18 protein-coding genes and 1 riboswitch are annotated in these 18,859 nt (G+C 24.9%); of the genes, 4 read left to right on the plus strand and 14 right to left on the minus strand.

The genetic code is table 11. The features are described 5' to 3' along the window. Positions 1-3: 3 nt before the first annotated feature. The 6 genes from BLP75_RS01540 to BLP75_RS01565 form a co-directional block, all read right to left on the minus strand. The gene (locus BLP75_RS01540) at positions 4-369 is read right to left on the minus strand and encodes a hypothetical protein (RefSeq protein ID WP_092722183.1); all 366 of its coding nucleotides are present in this window, start codon (positions 367-369) and stop codon (positions 4-6) included. Positions 370-521: 152 nt separating this feature from the next. Beyond that, positions 522-3,074, minus strand: a complete 2,553-nt coding sequence (locus tag BLP75_RS01545) for an ABC transporter permease (protein WP_092722185.1) — start codon at positions 3,072-3,074, stop codon at positions 522-524. A 130-nt stretch (positions 3,075-3,204) separates the two neighbouring features. Beyond that, positions 3,205-4,569: an ATP-binding protein gene (locus BLP75_RS01550; protein WP_092722187.1), complete on the minus strand. Its 1,365-nt coding sequence runs from the start codon at positions 4,567-4,569 to the stop codon at positions 3,205-3,207. Continuing rightward, positions 4,563-5,276 (minus strand): LytR/AlgR family response regulator transcription factor, encoded by a 714-nt coding sequence (locus BLP75_RS01555; protein WP_092722190.1) that lies wholly within the window; start codon positions 5,274-5,276, stop codon positions 4,563-4,565. The genes BLP75_RS01550 and BLP75_RS01555 overlap by 7 nt, the downstream gene beginning before the upstream one ends. Positions 5,277-5,432: 156 nt before the next feature. Then, entirely contained in the window at positions 5,433-7,928 is a 2,496-nt protein-coding gene (cdr, locus tag BLP75_RS01560; protein ID WP_092722192.1) for a CoA-disulfide reductase, read from the minus strand. 254 nt (positions 7,929-8,182) lie between these two features. Then, on the minus strand, positions 8,183-8,515 hold the full coding sequence (locus tag BLP75_RS01565) for a rhodanese-like domain-containing protein (RefSeq protein ID WP_092722194.1): 333 nt from the start codon (positions 8,513-8,515) through the stop codon (positions 8,183-8,185). 362 nt (positions 8,516-8,877) lie between these two features. On the opposite strand from BLP75_RS01565, the gene BLP75_RS01570 reads away from it, so the two are divergent. Next, positions 8,878-9,240 (plus strand): C-GCAxxG-C-C family (seleno)protein, encoded by a 363-nt coding sequence (locus BLP75_RS01570; RefSeq protein WP_092722196.1) that lies wholly within the window; start codon positions 8,878-8,880, stop codon positions 9,238-9,240. Positions 9,241-9,293: 53 nt separating this feature from the next. Here BLP75_RS01570 and BLP75_RS01575 read toward each other — a convergent pair whose 3' ends face one another. The 4 genes from BLP75_RS01575 to BLP75_RS01590 all read right to left on the minus strand — a co-directional run bounded on the left by BLP75_RS01575 (position 9,294) and on the right by BLP75_RS01590 (position 12,793). Then, entirely contained in the window at positions 9,294-10,583 is a 1,290-nt protein-coding gene (locus BLP75_RS01575; RefSeq protein ID WP_092722198.1) for a DUF308 domain-containing protein, read from the minus strand. 153 nt (positions 10,584-10,736) lie between these two features. After that, the gene (locus BLP75_RS01580; RefSeq protein WP_242872358.1) at positions 10,737-11,363 is read right to left on the minus strand and encodes a DUF975 family protein; all 627 of its coding nucleotides are present in this window, start codon (positions 11,361-11,363) and stop codon (positions 10,737-10,739) included. A gap of 262 nt (positions 11,364-11,625) precedes the next feature. Beyond that, positions 11,626-12,336, minus strand: a complete 711-nt coding sequence (locus tag BLP75_RS01585) for a LiaF transmembrane domain-containing protein (protein WP_092722201.1) — start codon at positions 12,334-12,336, stop codon at positions 11,626-11,628. Position 12,337: 1 nt separating this feature from the next. Continuing rightward, the gene (locus tag BLP75_RS01590; protein ID WP_092722203.1) at positions 12,338-12,793 is read right to left on the minus strand and encodes a LytTR family DNA-binding domain-containing protein; all 456 of its coding nucleotides are present in this window, start codon (positions 12,791-12,793) and stop codon (positions 12,338-12,340) included. Positions 12,794-13,015: 222 nt separating this feature from the next. Continuing rightward, positions 13,016-13,076, plus strand: a riboswitch (Fluoride riboswitch). Positions 13,077-13,126: 50 nt separating this feature from the next. Here BLP75_RS01590 and BLP75_RS01595 point away from each other — a divergent pair. After that, positions 13,127-14,347: a cation:proton antiporter domain-containing protein gene (locus BLP75_RS01595; protein WP_092722205.1), complete on the plus strand. Its 1,221-nt coding sequence runs from the start codon at positions 13,127-13,129 to the stop codon at positions 14,345-14,347. A 240-nt stretch (positions 14,348-14,587) separates the two neighbouring features. Then, positions 14,588-15,481, plus strand: a complete 894-nt coding sequence (locus tag BLP75_RS01600) for a DUF975 family protein (RefSeq protein WP_092722207.1) — start codon at positions 14,588-14,590, stop codon at positions 15,479-15,481. An 88-nt stretch (positions 15,482-15,569) separates the two neighbouring features. Here BLP75_RS01600 and BLP75_RS01605 read toward each other — a convergent pair whose 3' ends face one another. The 3 genes from BLP75_RS01605 to BLP75_RS01615 form a co-directional block, all read right to left on the minus strand. After that, a complete protein-coding gene (locus BLP75_RS01605; protein ID WP_092722209.1) occupies positions 15,570-16,148 on the minus strand; it encodes a hypothetical protein in 579 nt (192 codons plus the stop codon). Between the two features lie 197 nt (positions 16,149-16,345). Continuing rightward, positions 16,346-16,597: a hypothetical protein gene (locus BLP75_RS01610; protein WP_092722211.1), complete on the minus strand. Its 252-nt coding sequence runs from the start codon at positions 16,595-16,597 to the stop codon at positions 16,346-16,348. Between the two features lie 99 nt (positions 16,598-16,696). Beyond that, positions 16,697-16,957 (minus strand): Mor transcription activator family protein, encoded by a 261-nt coding sequence (locus BLP75_RS01615; protein ID WP_092722213.1) that lies wholly within the window; start codon positions 16,955-16,957, stop codon positions 16,697-16,699. 503 nt (positions 16,958-17,460) lie between these two features. Between BLP75_RS01615 and lexA the strand changes: the two genes are divergently transcribed. Continuing rightward, the gene (lexA, locus tag BLP75_RS01620) at positions 17,461-18,045 is read left to right on the plus strand and encodes a transcriptional repressor LexA (RefSeq protein ID WP_092722215.1); all 585 of its coding nucleotides are present in this window, start codon (positions 17,461-17,463) and stop codon (positions 18,043-18,045) included. Between the two features lie 122 nt (positions 18,046-18,167). Here the strand turns inward: lexA and BLP75_RS01625 are convergent, their stop codons facing one another. Next, positions 18,168-18,743, minus strand: coding sequence for a hypothetical protein (locus BLP75_RS01625; RefSeq protein ID WP_092722217.1), 576 nt, complete (start codon positions 18,741-18,743; stop codon positions 18,168-18,170). Between the last annotated feature and the right edge of the window lie 116 nt (positions 18,744-18,859).

Genomic DNA, 18,859 nt, shown 5'->3' on the forward strand with positions numbered 1-18,859 from the left:
ATATTAACTATTTATTATAAAAAGAAAATATACTCCAATTATTAAATAAATAGCTATTAATACAAATTTTAGTATATTTAATTTTTTAAGTTTCGTTTTAATATTTAAGTTTTCTTCATTATTTTTAAGATTTTTTTTAATTGTTTTTATTCTAGAATTTATTATTCCAAAAGCAAATGTAAATACTGCTATAATGATTAAAAAAATACGATTTGTATTTTTATAATTAAGTTCGTTACCTTCATATAAAGTAAATTTATATTTATTTGTTACCGTATAGCTTGAAGGTTCTAATTTGGAATTACCATATATGTATATTACTAATATACATATTACAAGAATAGTCAGTGGCAATAATATTTTTCTCATAAAAATCCCCTATGCAATTTATTTCATTTCTATACTATTCTATGTTGATAATTTTAAAGATATTATTTGACATTTCTATAGTAAAAATAAATTTCTATTCTAATATTTTATATTTAATAAAAAATCATATTCTACTCATTTTACTTACTCCATTAGTCATTTATTTTTAAACCTTCTACTATACTTAATTTTACTAATTTATTTGCAGATAAATATGTTGCTAATATGCAAATTATTATTGTAACTATTCCAAATTGAAGTATTTCATTTATTGGTATACTGTAAGACAGGCTATTTTCTGCTCCAATTACTTCAGCTCCTGCTTTATTTATCATATATGCAAATTTAAAATTACTTAATGTTGCTGATATAGCAGACAATATTGTACTAAATATAGCATATATAATACTTTCCTTAATAATCATTTTTTTGATATTTTTTATACTCATACCAATAGCTCTAAGTGTTGACAATTCTTTTATTCTAATCATAATATTAGCTTTAATTATGCAAATTATATTTATTACTGATATTATAAGTGTAAGAATTACTGATACTAATACTTCTTTTTTATTTTGTTGTGATTGTTCTATATCATATTTTTCATACTTATATTTACTTTCTATTTCTTTAAACGAACTATTTTTAACTACTTTTTCTAAGTCTTTATGTATTTTTTTATTGTCTTTATTATCTAATTTTATTGATAATTTATTGTAGTTTTGTATATTAGTTATACTTTTAAAATCATTTTCATTTAATATAACTTGAAATAAAGAGTCCATACCCCCATCTTGATTTACTACATAATCTTTGTTTAATAAACCAGCTACTCTTATCTTTTGATCTTTATACTTTAAATATCCATTTTCATTTACACAAACTTTGACTTTTAGGATATCTCCTACTTTTATTTTCTTTAAAACTTGTGTATCATTTGAATGTTGGTCTGATGAATAAAAATAATTTGAAATTAATGCACTAGGATAAGAATCATTTTTATCTATATATTCATCATTTATATTACCTCCAGACTTTATATATTTTCCAAGGCTTTTTATAAAATCTTTATTGTATCCTTTTATACCCATGTTTACTTCTAAATTGTCTTGCTTTGGTGATGTTAGTGATTTAGCATCATCTGTAATACTATTTATATTAGTTTTTAAATATGCACTCGTATTTATACTAGGTATAACTTCTCTAATATTTTCCATATTTGATATATTATCAATATAATCTTTATTATAATTAACATAAAATTCATTTGAATTATTACTATTATGTTTTAAAATAACATCAGTATCTCCCATTGATATTATTGATAGACTACTGTTATCCAAATTTTTATCATCATTATAAAATGCAATCTTGCTAATAAAAAGTGAACCTGCAAGACTTATAGAAAGTATTGATAAAATAGTTTTACTTTTATCTCTTAAAATATTTTTAAAAGCCATTTCGCCTGTTAGTCCAAATACTTTTTTAATTAATTTATGATAACATCTATCCTTTTGCTTTTTTGAGTATCTATTGGTAGTTTTTATAGCTTCAACAGGAGATATTTTTGATGCTTTATGTGTTGATAGTATGCTACAAATAAAAACTACTATTGTAGCTAATATTAAAGGCTCAATTATACTTTCTTTGCTTACATAGATACTTTTGTTTTGTCCATAAATACTATTTATGCCTATCAAGGAAACTACATATCCTACTCCAAATCCTATAACTAGTCCTATAATAAGAACTATTACACTTTGAATAATCATCATATATTTTATATTTTTCTTTTTCATACCAATAGCTCTAAGAACTCCAATTTGATTGATTTTATCAATTAATATAATATTAAATATATTGTATATAACTAATCCTGCTGATATCATTGGAATTAGTTTATTGGTTATACTAAATTTAGTCAGTTTTTTTTCTTGATACTCATTTAAAACATTACTAAGACCTACATTTAATTCAAAGTCACGTATATTTAATCTATATTTTCCTATAAATTTATTTGCCATAGTCATACTAGGATTTTCGGTGTTAAACTTTAAAACTCCACTATGAGATAAAAGTTCATTTGGAGTTATGTCTTGGCTATTTGAAAATTTAGTAAATCCTTTTACACTAAAAAATTCATTGTCCTTATAATAATCCTCTGGCTTTTGTATTATTCCAACTAATTTAAATTTATTAGGTTTAGTGTAAATTTGATTTTCATTATTCTTATCTACATATTTTTTAACAACATTAAAATTAATTTCTTGATTTAATTCATTGCTTAAATTCATTTCTCTTAATGCTTTTTCTTCTATTACTATTTCATTATCATTTTTAGGGAAAGACCCTTTTATCATTTTGTATCCATAAGCATCTAAAAAATCTTTATTATAAGAATTTAAGTTTATAGAAACTCCATTTTTATCTACAATATTTCCAAAGTTTATTACATCATAAATTTCTTTTATTTCTTTCTCATTTTTTAGATTATTACTTACATCATCACTTAAATTGCTATACTCTACATGATAATCGCTAAAATTTTTATATGCTTTATCAATATTTATCTTGCTTTGAGTCTCTGGTATAACATTTAAAGTAAATATAAGCATTACAGCCAAAGATATACTAGTTATAAGAGCTAGACTTTTTCCCTTTTGACTTATTAGATATGCTACTGCTAACTTAATACTAACTTTCATATTTTCCCCCAGTTATTTTTATAAAATTAAAGGATGTTACCTTTTATATTTAAAAAGATAACACCCTTTAATTTTATACTCAATACATATAGCATAACTGGTACTTTAACAGTCATAACTGTCATGTATTTTATTTAAGTTTTATATATATTGTAGTTGTAAATTTATTTTCATCAATTTGAATATCTACTTCTCCATCATATTTTTTAATTGATGATTTTATACTTTCAATACCAATACCATGTAGGTACTTGTCCTTTTTACTAGTTAATATCTTATTATTTTTTGATATAACTTTATTAATTTTACTATTTTCACATTTTAAAATATAATATGATTTTACGATTGTTCCTCTTATATTTATATATGTTTTATATTCTTTATCTTGGATTTTTTCACATGCCTCTATTGCATTATCTATTAAATTCGAAAATATACTTGATACATCTATCATCTCTATAAAATCACATTTTGAAAAGTCTATATTACAATATAAATCTATATCTTTTAACTTACACAATTTACTTTTTTCATTTAGAATAATATCTAATATTATATTTCCTGTATTATATGTATTTTCAAAATCATTTATTTCTTTATTTATACTATTTATATAAGTGCTTACTTCTTTATTTTGATTTTGAATTATATTAATGTTTGTCATATGATTATTTATATCATGATAAATTCTTCTGACTTTTTCTTGAGATTCTTTTATATTTAAGTAATAATTATACTGCATATCAATTTTTTCATTAAGTACTTCAATCTTAGCTTTTTCTTGAGTTGCTTTTAAAAATTTTATAAGTGAAAATATAAAAATTATATTACTAGCAACTATTATATATGGTAATACTAAATCTCCAAAATTAATAAATGGCATACATAAATTTAACTTTTTTGTATTTATATTATTATCAGCAACTACACTATAAAGTTCATATACATCATCAGATGCTTTACGTAAAAATAATATTATTAGAGCATTTATTATTATTGTGATTGTAGTATAAATGTAACACTTCTTATTGATAGATAGATTTTTAAGTCTATTGAAATGATACACAATTAATAAAATGATAAAATTTATTATTATAGTATTTAAAATATCAAATTCAATATCCCATCTAAAATTAAATATGTCTGTCATAATTACATAAATATCAAATATAACAATATGAAGAGTAACTTGTATACCTTTATATATTAAGCTATATAATACGGAATAAGTTAAAGCTTTTTTTAATCTAAATGAATATGAAACCTTACAAATCAAAACAAATAAAATTATCGATTTTATTATAGCTTTTGATATAACATAATATTTTGTTTCAATTTTTATTAATAAAATCACTAAAATAATATTTATTATATTAAGAAATATACCTTTTGCTTTATATTTATATCCCATTCTTTTTATCAGGACAAAAAATGATACTACAAAAAATATAGCATTCACTAATTGGGTAGATTCGTAAATTTTAAGCTCTAGCATAACTTATCTCCCATTGAGCGAAAGAATTTAATTTTAAAATCTTTAAATCTATGTCTGCTAATAGGAACTTCTTCTTTATTTTCAAGTTTGGCAATGTATTGTTTTATATTATCTACATACTCCATGTTTACTAAAAAACTTTTATGACATCTATAAAAATTATGATTTTCTAAATCTTTTTCTATTTTATCCATAGTGCTTTTAATTTGATAATTTCCTCTAGTTGTATATATAGTCATGTCTCTTTTTTTTATTTCTATATATGTTATTTCATTTACTTTTATCTTTAATATACTACTTTTATTATCTACTAATATATATTTATTTCTATTGCTTATCTCATTTATACAACTTGTTATATGTTTTTTTAAATCTTCATATTTTAATGGCTTTAATAGATATCTATATGCTCTTACTTCATATCCTTCTTGGATATAATCAACTAATGATGTAGTAAATATTATCTCTACATTTTTATCATCTATTTCTCTTATTTTTCTTGCAATATCCATTCCATTGATTTCATCCATTAATATATCTAGTACAAATATATCTACATCATTAGGATAATTTTCAAAAAGCTCTTCCCCTGAGCTAAATGTGATTATTTCATATGACAAATTAATTTCATCTAGTATTTTTGTTAAGTAGTCTTTTATTAACTCTCTTTGATCTTTTTCATCTTCACATACTGCTATTTTAAACATTTACTTCCTCCAATGTTGTTTCCCCTTTATACTTGCCATATTAATTATATCAAAAATATAGTACAATTCTAGTTATATGCTTTATAAATTTACAATAAAAAGCCTGAAATGAAATTTCATTCCAGGCTTTTTTATTTATGATTATATAATTTTCAACTATATAAATAGATTTAATCCAGAATCTTCTGTTGCTCCTAAATATGCAGCAACTCCTCCTAATTCTACTCCATCTATAAATTCTTCTTTTTTAATTCCCATTAAATCCATACTCATAGAACATGCAACTACTTTAACACCCATGTTTATAGCATTTGTTATTAATGTATCTAAATCATCTACATTGTGCTTTTTCATTATTTGTTCTATCATTTTAGGACCCATTCCAGCCATGTTCATTTTAGATAATGGAAGTTTTCCTGTATGAGATGGTAACATTACATCAAACATTTTTTCCATAGTATCCTTTGATACTTTAGGTCTATCTTTTCTCTTAAGTATATTAAGTCCCCAGAATGTAACGAACATTGTTACTTCTTTGCCCATTGATGCAGCTCCAGTTGCTATTATGAATGATGCTATTGCTTTATCTAAGTCACCACTAAATACTACCATTGTTGCTCCATTTTTTTCTTTTGCTTCTATTGAACAACTAGGATTGGCTACTATATTTTGTGACCCTTTTTTTATTATTGCAATAAATGCTTTTTGATTTTTATCAAACTCTGCTTTTAATAATGTGTTTCTTGTTTTTTCACACCAAGCACTTATATCTTTGCTAAATCCTGGATCACTAGCTTTTACTAATAACACTTGTCCTTCTTCCATTTTATTTATTTCTTCAAATACTCTTCTTATGGGACCTGGGCATTGAAGTCCACATGCATCTAGTGTAACATGTGCATTTATTTCAGTTATATCTATATCTTCTAATTTCATAGTTGATTTCTCATCCTTTATTTCTAATTTTTTATTATTATTTTTATTTTGCTTAGATATACTTTTTTCTGCTCTTTTGACAAATTGATAAGTTTTTATTCCTCCATCAATATTTGTACAGTCTAATCCATGTTCTTTTAATATTCTACATGCAATATACCCTCTTAGCCCAACTTGACAAGTAACGTATAACTTTTTATTTGTTGGTATTTCACTTAATCTATTTCTTAATTGTCCTAAAGGTATATGAATAAATTGAGGCATTGTGCCTGTAACTAATTCAAACTCTTCTCTGACGTCTATTATTACACCACCAGCTTTAATTATTTCATCAACTTCATGCCATTGTACAGTATCAACCATACCTTCTATTATATTTTCTGCATAATATCCTAACATATTAACTGGATCTTTTGCTGAATTGTATGGTGGAGCATAACAAGGCTCAATGTCTTGTAAATCAAATACTGTAAGTCCACCCTTTATAGCTGTAGCCATAACATCTATTCTTTTTTCAACTCCATCCATTCCCACACCTTGTGCCCCAAATATCTTTCCTGTTTTAGGATCAAAAGTCATTTTCATAGCTATAGGAAATGCCCCTGGATAATATCCTGCATGTGATCCTGGATGTATATGAATTACCTCATAATCAATACCAAGTCTTTTTAATATTTTTTCATTGTTTCCTGTAGTTGCTACTGTATAGTCAAATACTTTTGCAACTGAAGAACCTAATGTTCCTTTGTATTTTTCATTTTTACCACATATATTATTAGCAACTATTCTTCCTTGTCTATTTGCTGGCCAAGCTAAAGGTATCATAGTTGGCTTTTTGTTAACAAAGTCCATTATTTCTACAGCGTCACCTAGGGCGTATATATTTTCATCAGATGTTTTCATATACTCGTCAACTACAATTGCGCCTCTTTCGTTTAGCTTAATATTAGCATCCTTTGCAATAGTAGTTTCTGGCTTAACACCAATTGATAATATTATCATGTCAGTAACGATTTCCTTACCACTAGATAATATAACTTTGCCACCTTTATCAGCAAATGAATTTACTCCGTCTTTTAGTATTAATTCAACATCTTTATCTATTAAATGGTCATGTACTATACTTACCATTTCTATATCAAGAGGAGCCATAACTTGATCACTTGCTTCTACTAGTGTAACTTTTATACCTAGTTCATGAAGATTTTCTGCCATTTCAAGACCTATAAACCCTCCACCTATTACTACTGCATGCTTTGGCTTTTTATTATCTACATATGCTTTAACCTTATCCGTATCTGGTATATTTCTTAATGTAAATAAATTATCACATTCATCTATACCTGGTATTGGTGGCTTTATAGGATTTGCTCCTGGAGATAAAACTAATGTATCATAAGTTTCTTCATATGTTTCGCCACTTTTGTGGTTTTTAACTACTACCTTTTTTTCTTCTTTATTTATTTTAACAACTTCACTTAAGTTTCTTATATTTAAATTAAACTTTGAGCTCATAGCTTCAACAGTTTGAACTATTAATTTTTCTCTTTCATTTATTGTTCCCCCTATATAATACGGAAGTCCACAGTTTGCAAAAGATATATATTCGCCTTTTTCAAACATTATAATCTGTGCATTTTCATCTAACCTTCTAAGTCTAGCTGCAGTTGATGCACCACCTGCTACTCCACCTACAATAACTATTTTTTTAGACATAATTTCTCTCCTATTCCAAATATAAATTATATATTTAAATAATTATATTGTTTGTTAATTATCTTTTTAATATCTCAAAAATGGTAATTAATTATTTAACATATTTACATTATATTATCTATTCAAAAATAGTTCTGTAACTTTGTCACATAAAGAAAGTGTAAAAATATTTAACTATCTTTACACCCTTAAATTTCAACTATTATTCTTTATAATTAATCTTATAATTCCTTTCTATCTCTATTATTTAAAACCTATTTTTTATAACTATATACTCCTCCTTTTAAATTATAAACATTTTCAAATCCATTTTTAGTAAGTATTTTTGCTCCAGATCTACTTCTAGCTCCAGATGCACAGTAAACTACTATGTTACGGTCTTTGTATGATTTTAATTTATCTAAACTTAAACTTAATTCACCTAATGGTATATTTTTAGACTTTGGAATGTTAAAAGAACTATGTTCTCCCTTACTTCTAACATCTAGTAATATCAATTTTTTATCATTTTTTATCATCTCTTTTAATTCTTCACCATCTATATCACTGTATTTTTTTCCTTTAAATAAGTCATAAAAAAACTTCATAATTTGCTCTCCTTTGTTTTTTTATATTTTGATCTTAGTATTTAATTATAAAAAAATATTCTTTATAAGTATGTGATAATATCACATATCTATAAATTTGTGATGTTATCACATACTTATGTTTTCCTTTATATTAAACTAAAAATCATATTAATTTAAAACAATAATATATATCTTAAATATTTAAGAAAAATATACCTTATGTAGTAATTTTAAAAAGATATTTAGTAATTAAATTAATTTTGATTATTTAACAAATACTATTTATTAAACCATTCAAATAATAAAGTTTGTAAATTTGGATCGTTTAATATAACCTATGAATCTAAAAATAATTTTTAACATCAGAAAGGATGAATAAAATGACAAAACCATCAGTTTACCATAGCCAAGGATATACTTGTGCTGAGTCAATAATTAAATCATATAATGAAGAGCATAATACAGATATACCAATATCAATTGGTAGTGGTATGGGTGTTGGTATGACAGTTGGTAGTATTTGCGGTGCTGTAAATGCTTCAGTTGTTGTAATTGGATATCTAAAAGGAAGAGATGATAAATTAGATCAAAATGAAGCTAGAAAATATTCAAAAGAGTTGATGACTAAAGTTAAAGAGAAGTATAATACAGAAATATGTAAAGAATTAAAGCAAAATAAAATTAGCTGTTCTGAGATAATAGATTTTAGCTATGATGCACTAAATGAAGTATTAGAAAGTTAGTATAAAAAAATGATTCCTAATAAATAATAGGAATCATTTTTTATATTATATATTTATCTATATATGTTTCTACTAACTACGATACTATTTCTTTTCGTAAATTCGCGTTTTAGATATTCATAATACGTACCAGGTGTTATTATCCCACCTATTCCAAGTATGTCTGTTCCCGAATTACCGATTACACTATCGGCTAATAATACACAGTTTGTATTTAGTCCAAAATAAGTTTTGAACTTTCCTGATTTGAAATTGAAAAACTTTGCTCCAGTTGATTTATATAACTCGCTTGCATAATCTTTATAATTATCTATATTATGTTCATCATTAGCTAAAACAATAGGAGGCTTCCATTCTACTAAATTCGATTTAATTTCATTTATTTTTTCTTCTATATTTTTTCGTTGTTCATCATTTAATTTTAATCCATAACTAAATAATGTCTTCTTTGAATAACTTGTACAAAACTTGATATACTTAGATTTATCACAAATAAATAATGTTCCTTTTCCAACTATTCCAAATAGTTTATATGAAGATTCATCATAATTTCCATAAGATATTATCTCTCCATTGTAATATAAGTCTACATGGCCTACTACTCCAAATCCATTAGATGTTACATGTATAAACACTTCTAAGTCTACATCATCATCAACTTTTTTATCTATGTCATCTATAGTATAATCATTAATTTCAAGATATTCATTTATCTTTTTTAAAACTGTATGTGGTATTAGTGCTACTAAAAAAGCAGGTAATGTTATTCTGACTTTTCTTTTTAATTTTGTCTTTGTACTTACAGGTAGTATTTCTCTTATAAAGTCTTTTATAAAGTTAATTCCAAATAAAATAAAGTAAATAGCTATAATTACAAGTACTGTATCTAAATGCATTAATGGTGAAAATAAAGATGTAATTCCAAAACTAAAATATACTATACATTCAATTATTAGTCCTAATTTTATATTAGTATGGTTTTTAGCGTATATATATATTGAAATTAGCTTAACTGTACCATTTATTATTAAATATAATGCAAATACTATAGGTAATAAAGATAGAGATATATTTTTTAAGTAAAATATTCCAAATCCTAATGCTAAATTTAACATAGATTGACCTAACGTAATATTTTGGCTTATATTATCTTTTCTTTTTACAAACCTACTTATAATTTGAGAAGTTCCATTTATAATTAATGCAATTGCAATAGCTTTTATAATTATATTTAAGAAGTTAGTCTTTCCATATAAAATAATGGCCCCTATAATCATTAATGAGATTCCCGTAAAAATTAAATTTCCTCTGTTAACATATGATTTATTTATAGATATTTTCATTTTTTCCTCCCCCCATTTTTAATATCATATATAAATAGTAATTCAAATTATTTCATCCATATTGTAACATATTTTTTAAATTTATTACATATTTTTAAAGCTATGATAACGAACACTATATAATAAAAGCCCACCTTATAAGGTGAGCTTTTATTATATATCTAGTATTTCTTTTTTATTTAAGTTTAAGTAGAAATTAGTTACTGTCATTTCATAGTATGGCATATACCATATAAATCCTATTCCAAATGAAATTATACTTAATATAAACCATCCTAAGAAGCTTAATTCTAGTATAAATAATTCCATTTTATGACCTTTCATCATAGATGCACTTCTTGATAAACATTCTACAAATGATAATTCTGGATTTTCAACTAATATATAATATGATTGCGAAAACATTAAAGCTAGTATAATACCAGGAACTATCAGTAGCATAGTACCTAAAACTACTGCTAAATTAATTACTATTGTCATTAATAATAATTTGAAAAATAATTTAAACTGTGAAAACAAATCACTAAATTTAGCACTTTCTTTATCCCTAGCTAGGTTAAGTGTAAATTTTGCAAGTCCTGCTGTTATTGGTCCATACAATAGCCAACCTACTATGTTTAAAGTTATAACTATTTTATCTGTTTCTTGAACTAAACTTGAACTTGTAGATGCAGTGGATGCTTGTGTTATAAATGTATATATTATACAAACAATTATAGCTAATCCCCATTTTCCTTTTAGTTGTTGTTTTGCATTGCTTTTTAAGACTGCTCTTGTCACGATTTTATCTTCCTTTCTTAACTGCCATTTTTTTGAAACTATTTATTAGTATATATCTTTTTTAATCATTATTCAATTTAATTTTATAATATAAATTGAATTTTAAATATATTTTTTAATTTTATCTATTATATACTTATGATATCCTTAACTTTACATTTTTATTGATTAATACTTTATTTTTATATAGTATTTAATATAATTATTATCTTAAATAATAAAAAAAGCATATCTCAATATCGAGACTGCTCCTTTTGATTATTTATATATAAAGTATTTCTACACCTGAGAAACTAACATTTCCTACTAAAGTAAGGGTATTTTGGCCATCTGATTGATTTCTATTTTTTTCATCAATACCTCCAAAAGATGTATTAATTTTATCCTCAACTGTCCAAGTCTTAGGTATATAAAGCTCTACTCCTGAAAAAGAAGAATCTAACCTAACCACACCTTTTCCATTATAAAGAGTAGCATTATCAAAATATATTTTCATTCCTGCAAATCTACATCTAATATCAGCACTTTCAAACTTGTCAGTATTTATATATTTAATACTGCTTGCAAATGAAGTATCAAGCTTTATATGACTTTCATCTTCTATATCAATAGTTTTAAATTCATAAGATTCTTTATCGTAACTATTATAGTTTATATTGTATCCCCATTTTGATGGTTTATTAAAAATCATTGAAAGTCCAAAACTTATAAGTCCTGCTGCAATTAATACAGTCCATGGTGTTATAGATGTTATACCTAGTTGTTCATCATAAATTATTAAAATAATTGCTAAAGGAAACAATGTTCCTGCAAAGTGCATTCTAAATAAATTTTTAATCATAACTCCTGCTAATAATGCCGTAAATATTAAGCTAAAAGCATTTACCCCTGGCAAATATCCCAAATTATTTATAATCAAAACAATAGCGCCTACTATAAGGGTTATACCAAAAAAAACTTTATCTTTTTTCATACTATCTCCTCTTTTCTAATAACTTATTTTTTAATGGTTTGTAATAATGTCGTGATACATATACTGTTTTATGAGTATGTTGAAATTCAACTATACTTGATGCTGTTAAATTTCTAGTTATTGAGTAGATGTGATTTATATTTAAAATTGTAGATTTAGAAATCCGTGTAAAATATGATGGTAAAATCTCTTCTAATTCATATAGCTTGTATTTTACTTGATACACATCTTTTGTTGTATGGGCACTAATACAATTTTCTTCTGTTTCAAAAAACAAAATTTCATCTATTGTTATGTAATACTCTGTATTATCCTTATAAAAAGTCATTTGAATCTTTTGTGATAATATATGAGTAAGAGCTTTTTGTATTTTTTGAACTTCATCATCTAATTCACTACATCTAATTGTAATTTCATTTTCCTCAATTTTATCGTCCACTTCAATTCTTATTTTCATAGCTTCACTCTCCACATTATCAATTATATACATTTAATTTTTTATGTAAACTAAGTTTAGGTAAGTGGTTAGTTAGTAGCACTAAGAGGTAAGTTTTTAACTTTATCCTGAAAAGTTTAAACCTATAGATACCATTTAAGATTCAATTATTAACTGTATATAATAAATGTTAAAATATATCTTTATTTATTTTGATATTTATTATATAATCTAAAATATGTAAAAAGAATAGGCGATGGAGTTCGCCATTAAATGCTTAGACGCTAATGACTCCTACTCTTAAATTTAAGGGTAGGAGTCTATTTTTTTGCTAAGACAAGGGAGGTATAGTGTATGATTATTGTTTTAAGTTTATTAATTATTGGAGTTTTAGCCAATTATAGTGGAGTAATTGTTGAAAAGTTAAAATTACCATCATTAATTGGAATGATGTTACTAGGTATGTTTATAGGTCCATCATATCTAAACCTAATACCACAAGAAACCCTAGAAATTTCTTCTATTATAAAGGATACTGCTTTAGTTATTGTATTATTTATAGGAGGACTTGGTATAAGTTTATCTCAAATAAAACAAATTGGTAGACCTGCTGTATTACTTAGTGCAGTGCCAGCTACTCTTGAAGGGTTTACAATAGCATTTTTAGCAATGAAGTTTTTAGGATTTACTTTTATTCAAGGTGCAATACTTGGATTTATAATAGCAGCTGTAAGTCCTGCTGTATTAATTCCATCTATGATATCATTGATAAATAGAAATGTAGGTCAAGATAAAGCAATTCCACAAATGCTATTAGTAGGTGCAAGTGCAGATGATACTATTGCTATTACATTATTTACAACATTTTTAGGAATTTATTTACAAGGGGTAAATGGAGAATCTATTTCAATAGCTTCTCAACTTATCTCAATACCTATTGCGATTTTATCAAGTGTAGTAGTAGCTTTTATATTATTTAAGATAAGTAAATTTTGTTTAAAAAATATAAATAAGGATTATGTAAAGGTTGTGTTTGTGTTCATTATTGCTTTGCTTATGAGACAATTTGAAAAAACTACTCATACAGAGTATTTTAATTCATTATTAGCAGTTATGATATATGGATTTTTCATAAGAAATTATATGCAAGATAGTGCAAAATTTATCTTAGATAAAATGAATGGTCTGTGGAAATATGGAAAATTATATTTATTCTCATTTGTTGGTATGGCTATAAATCCAACATTAGTAGGAGAATACATTTCTATTGGAGTTTTAATTTTATCTATCTCTCTAACTATTAGATCTATAGGAGTTTTAATAGCTTTAATTGGAACTAATTTAAGTGCTAAAGAAAGACTGTTTTGTGTAATAGCATATCTACCAAAAGCAACTGTTCAATCAGCAAAAGCATCTATCCCTCTTCAAATGGGAGTTGCTGGTGGAGAGATAATGCAGGCAATTGCAATTCTTAGTGTATTAATAACTGCACCTATAGGAGCTATTGGTATTAGATTGACTAGTGATATACTTTTAAATGTAGATGAGTCTGTATCAGAATATGAATTAGTATAAAATACGTTTAAAAATTCAAGAATGGTTATTCATACAAATCTACTATAATAAAAAGTCGCTTCACTTAAGCCACTGTGTTGGTGCTACACTTTATGTAGCCAATCCAGTGGCTTAATATTTTATAACTTTACACTATTTTAATTTCTATAAATTGGAAAAAAGTTAGAATAACATGTATAATATAATGACTATTAATAATACCTATATATTAGGAATACTTTAAGAATAAGGGGTGATTTTATGTGGACTAGAGCAGAATTAAAAGAAAAAGCAAAAATTAATTTTAAGAGGCTATACAAACAATCTGTTATAGTATGTATCATAGTATACTTATTAGGTGCAATATTTGATGGTGGATATAACTCAACAAGTAATCGTGTTGAGAATTCCGTTACTTATAATCAATCGCAAGATTCTGGTGACATATATGAAAATGATGCATTTGATGAAGAGTTTAATTTAGAAAATAAAACTCACAGTGTCTCCGAATTTACTGAAAAATATTCAATTGGAGGAGTTATAGAAAATTTCTTTGAATTTATATTTAATTCTATATACAATTTATTTTCAGGTATTTCAATGGCAATAATAGTAGTAATTTCAATATGTATCGCTCTTATAGGTGTTGTCCTTAAGGTACTTATATTTAACCCTATAATAATAGGTAAAAACAACTTCTTTATGGGAATTAGAGAAGATGAACGTAAAGTAGGGGATATATTCTTTTTATTTAAAAACTCTAAGTTTATAAAACCTGCCATAACGATCTTCTTTGTAGATTTATTTACATTGTTATGGACACTATTGCTTATTATACCTGGCATTATAAAGCATTATCAATATTTTATGATTGAATATATACTTTCAGAAAATCCTGATATTGATAGAAAACGTGCATTTGAACTTAGTAAATACATGATGGATGGCCAAATATTGGAGACTTTTGTTCTAGATTTATCTTTTATTGGGTGGGATATTTTATCAAGTATCACATTTGGTTTAGTAGGTATTTTTTATGTAAATCCTTATAGAGAATCTACATATGCTGAACTATATGCTACGCTTCGTGAAGAGGCAATACAAAATGGATTTACAGATGTAAATGAATTACCAGGTTTTAAAACTGTTTTATAAGTAAAAACAAGGATAGTAGATAAGTTTGTATTAATAAAACTATATCTACTATCCTTTATTTAATCTTTTATAATTTAAAATATCTAATTTATTTGTCTGATACTTCTTTACATTGTAGTTTTACAAATACATTCAATTCGTTCTCTTTAATATTCTCATTCAAATCTTTATCAGATAATAAGCCTAAATCTGAATATAAAATCCCCTTATCTCCTTTTACCCCATGAAATAAATATATATCATCTCCAAAGTTTATTTTTTTACCACCATTATAGTAATGGTATGATAATTGTGATATATCTTCTTTTATATTAAGGCTTGCTGCTGCACCACCCTCTTGGCATCTTATTTTATTATCTTGCATATTTATAGCTACAGTAGTGTCTTCTAATTTTTCCTTTGTAGGTTCATACCATGAACTCAGTATCTGCTCTTCTTTTACTTTTTTACCGTCTTTATAAACTTCATATACTAAATTTAATTGATAATTTTTGTCATTAGGTAAATTTTCTAAGTTGTATCTAAAAATTCTGTTACCTGTTAAATTTATTATTTCTTCTTGCTCTTTAGATAAGCTATTGTATTCTATTTTAAATTCCTTGGTTTGAGTGCATCCTGTGATGGTCAATGTTATTAACAATATAGCTAAAGTTATTAGTTTCTTCATATATACCCCCTGATATTTACTATATTTCCCAATACTAGTAACTACTCATAGTATATATTAGTGTTGATTGCTTTTTCAATTAATAAAAAGTTACAGATGATTGTATTTTAATTTTATTATCTATATGAAAATACACATAAATTTATTTATAATAATAATATTTAATCAAAATAACTGTTTGAAATTAAATATATATTCTAAATATAGAAATACACTATTGCAATTATATTTACAAATAGTATTATGGCGCTTGTTATATAGTATATTCCTGATATAACTTTATTTTTCTTTGGTGATTTATTTTCTAGTATCATTGTTATCCAAAATAGAACAAATATAGCTCCCCCTAATATATGTAGTAAACTACGTAAATATATTGCCTTTGCTGTAGCTATAATTACTATTATTAATATGATATACTGAATTACGTTCCATATTTTTTTTAACACTAAACGCGCCTCCCCTATTAACAATCTACTATTTTACAAAGCTTATTAAACAAGAATCTTGCCAATTCATCTACGAGTATCTAAAATTGATTGTTATATTTATCTAGTACTAGATTTTATGATATTTCTTATTTGAACTTCAGTCATATTAAATTGTCTTGATAAACTTTTATAATCTCCATTAAAAGAGCTTCTTATTATTTTGTCTCTAACTGGCTTTATTAAGTTTTTTTCGTTAGGTATGTATATAGTGCTTCCACCAGCTAGCTTTATTAAATTTTTTAGGGGTTTTAGCCCTATTGCATCTGCTATATCTTTTAATGAATCTGGTAGTTGTTCATACGTTAATTCTTCTAACATACTTTTGCTCCTTGATAAAATATTTATTAAGTATATTTTATCACTTAACTAGCAGTTTTTTTATTGTGTCATTTTTTCTTTTTTCAACATTATAAGATTCTTATTTCTTTATAGTTTATAGCTATGTTAATGCTCAAGCTATCTAGTATATATTTTTAAATCATATTGAATTATATGTCTCTATATCATTATTATCGTACTTATTTTCTATTCCTTTAGCTAGCATTAATATTAATTTACCTTTTCTAAATTTTTAGTTTTGCTTTGTTTAACCTCCTACATTGTCCATCTTCAACCATTTTGTTTCAATTAAATTGTATATAAGTTCGATAAATTAATCAAACACTTTTTATTTTTTTATTTAAATTTCTATGTTCAGTATTCTTTTTCAAGAACATAAGTTTTATTTGTATTTATTTTAATGAAATTTTATGTTACACTATAAAAGGAATTATTTGTATATTTTTTATATTTTAAGAATAAATGTTTAAGGGGTGGGATTTATGTATTATCAATTAACTAAAAAACAAGGTCTGATATTAGATTTTATTAAATCTGAAATAAAGACTAAAGGGTATGCACCAAGTGTCAGAGAAATTTGTAAGTCTGTAGGAGTGAAATCAACTTCAACTGTTCATTCTCATTTAAAGACACTTGAAGAATTCGAGTTTATTAAAAGAGACCCTACTAGGCCAAGAGCTATGAGTGTTTTAAGCAAAGATAATGATTTTACTTTTAATGATTTTGATTCTTCTTTAATCAACTTAAATAAGATTAATGCTCTTCCTGTGCTGGAAACTTTAAGTCAAAGAAACTTTTCTGTATATATAAATCGTGGTGACAGCATGGCTAATGCTGGTATCTTTGATAATGATGCAATTATAATCGATAGTAATGTATGTAATTTAGACGGTAAAGTAGTGTTGGCTATTGTTAATAATGAATACTGCACTATTAAGAGATATTCCTATGAAGATAATTCAGTAAAACTTTCTAGTGATGATGGAAGTGGTGATTTTATCATGGTTGATTATAAAAATGTTAAAGTTGCTGGAATTGTTGTCGGTAGTTTTAGAGGTGTTAATTAATTTTATAAGTAAGCTTTATTATCTTAACTATAACGAAATATAAAAATAACTGTATCTTAGCAACTTTAAAAGTTAGCTATAAGATACAGTTATTTTTTCTTTTATATATGTTTTTTAATATACTATTTTATAAAACCAACTAAAAAGCTTCCTCTAATCCAATACATAATTCCAAAGCCAGCTAGATAAAATAGTCCCTCTAAAGAAATGCGTCTTCCCTTTATTTCTTTAATTTTAAGTCTTACATCTTCTACTAATTCATTATAAAAATCTAGATCCTTTATATCTCTACAATCTAAATTTATTTCTGTAAGACTATCAATATGTATAGTTTTACAAAGGTCGGTCAAATATATTTTAGGCTCCGTGGTTTCATATTTTATGTTCTTTGCATCTAAGTAATTCTCAATAATGTTTATTACATTTTTTTGTTTTACATTGTGAATTGAATATATGTGCTTATTACTTTTATATCCCCACCAAAATATTAATAGCATTATTATGCTATATATTATTATAGGGGTTATACTGGACTCTCCTAATATATATCCTTCTATAAGGTTTGAAAATGGAGCATATACTGCTGGTAAAATTATTATTGTTTTAATATATCTATTTTTAATCATTATTTTTGCTCCAGTTAATAAGATAACACTAAATATAAGCAAGCCTATCATCATTAAATCAATTGCTAACATTACTTTCCTCCTGCATAATATGCAATATTTTATTTAACTATTTCAAGATAGTTTTTTTATTGTAATTATTTTAAATTTTTGTTAATACTTACTATATTTAATTATATCATGTATAT

Origin of the sequence: Romboutsia lituseburensis DSM 797, from assembly GCF_900103615.1 — a bacterium.
GTDB classification, from domain to species: Bacteria; Bacillota; Clostridia; order Peptostreptococcales; family Peptostreptococcaceae; genus Romboutsia_F; species Romboutsia_F lituseburensis.

What these genes read in the sequence shown, in the direction of transcription:
- BLP75_RS01590 (WP_092722203.1), bottom strand. Translation starts at nt 12,793, where the DNA reads ATGAAAATAAGAATTGAAGTGGACGATAAAATTGAGGAAAATGAAATT.
- BLP75_RS01570 (WP_092722196.1), top strand. Translation starts at nt 8,878, where the DNA reads ATGACAAAACCATCAGTTTACCATAGCCAAGGATATACTTGTGCTGAG.
- BLP75_RS01545 (WP_092722185.1), bottom strand. Translation starts at nt 3,074, where the DNA reads ATGAAAGTTAGTATTAAGTTAGCAGTAGCATATCTAATAAGTCAAAAG.
- BLP75_RS01550 (WP_092722187.1), bottom strand. Translation starts at nt 4,569, where the DNA reads ATGCTAGAGCTTAAAATTTACGAATCTACCCAATTAGTGAATGCTATA.
- BLP75_RS01585 (WP_092722201.1), bottom strand. Translation starts at nt 12,336, where the DNA reads ATGAAAAAAGATAAAGTTTTTTTTGGTATAACCCTTATAGTAGGCGCT.
- BLP75_RS01615 (WP_092722213.1), bottom strand. Translation starts at nt 16,957, where the DNA reads ATGTTAGAAGAATTAACGTATGAACAACTACCAGATTCATTAAAAGAT.
- cdr (WP_092722192.1), bottom strand. Translation starts at nt 7,928, where the DNA reads ATGTCTAAAAAAATAGTTATTGTAGGTGGAGTAGCAGGTGGTGCATCA.
- BLP75_RS01540 (WP_092722183.1), bottom strand. Translation starts at nt 369, where the DNA reads ATGAGAAAAATATTATTGCCACTGACTATTCTTGTAATATGTATATTA.
- BLP75_RS01575 (WP_092722198.1), bottom strand. Translation starts at nt 10,583, where the DNA reads ATGAAAATATCTATAAATAAATCATATGTTAACAGAGGAAATTTAATT.
- BLP75_RS01625 (WP_092722217.1), bottom strand. Translation starts at nt 18,743, where the DNA reads ATGTTAGCAATTGATTTAATGATGATAGGCTTGCTTATATTTAGTGTT.
- BLP75_RS01565 (WP_092722194.1), bottom strand. Translation starts at nt 8,515, where the DNA reads ATGAAGTTTTTTTATGACTTATTTAAAGGAAAAAAATACAGTGATATA.
- BLP75_RS01595 (WP_092722205.1), top strand. Translation starts at nt 13,127, where the DNA reads ATGATTATTGTTTTAAGTTTATTAATTATTGGAGTTTTAGCCAATTAT.
- BLP75_RS01605 (WP_092722209.1), bottom strand. Translation starts at nt 16,148, where the DNA reads ATGAAGAAACTAATAACTTTAGCTATATTGTTAATAACATTGACCATC.
- lexA (WP_092722215.1), top strand. Translation starts at nt 17,461, where the DNA reads ATGTATTATCAATTAACTAAAAAACAAGGTCTGATATTAGATTTTATT.
- BLP75_RS01555 (WP_092722190.1), bottom strand. Translation starts at nt 5,276, where the DNA reads ATGTTTAAAATAGCAGTATGTGAAGATGAAAAAGATCAAAGAGAGTTA.
- BLP75_RS01600 (WP_092722207.1), top strand. Translation starts at nt 14,588, where the DNA reads ATGTGGACTAGAGCAGAATTAAAAGAAAAAGCAAAAATTAATTTTAAG.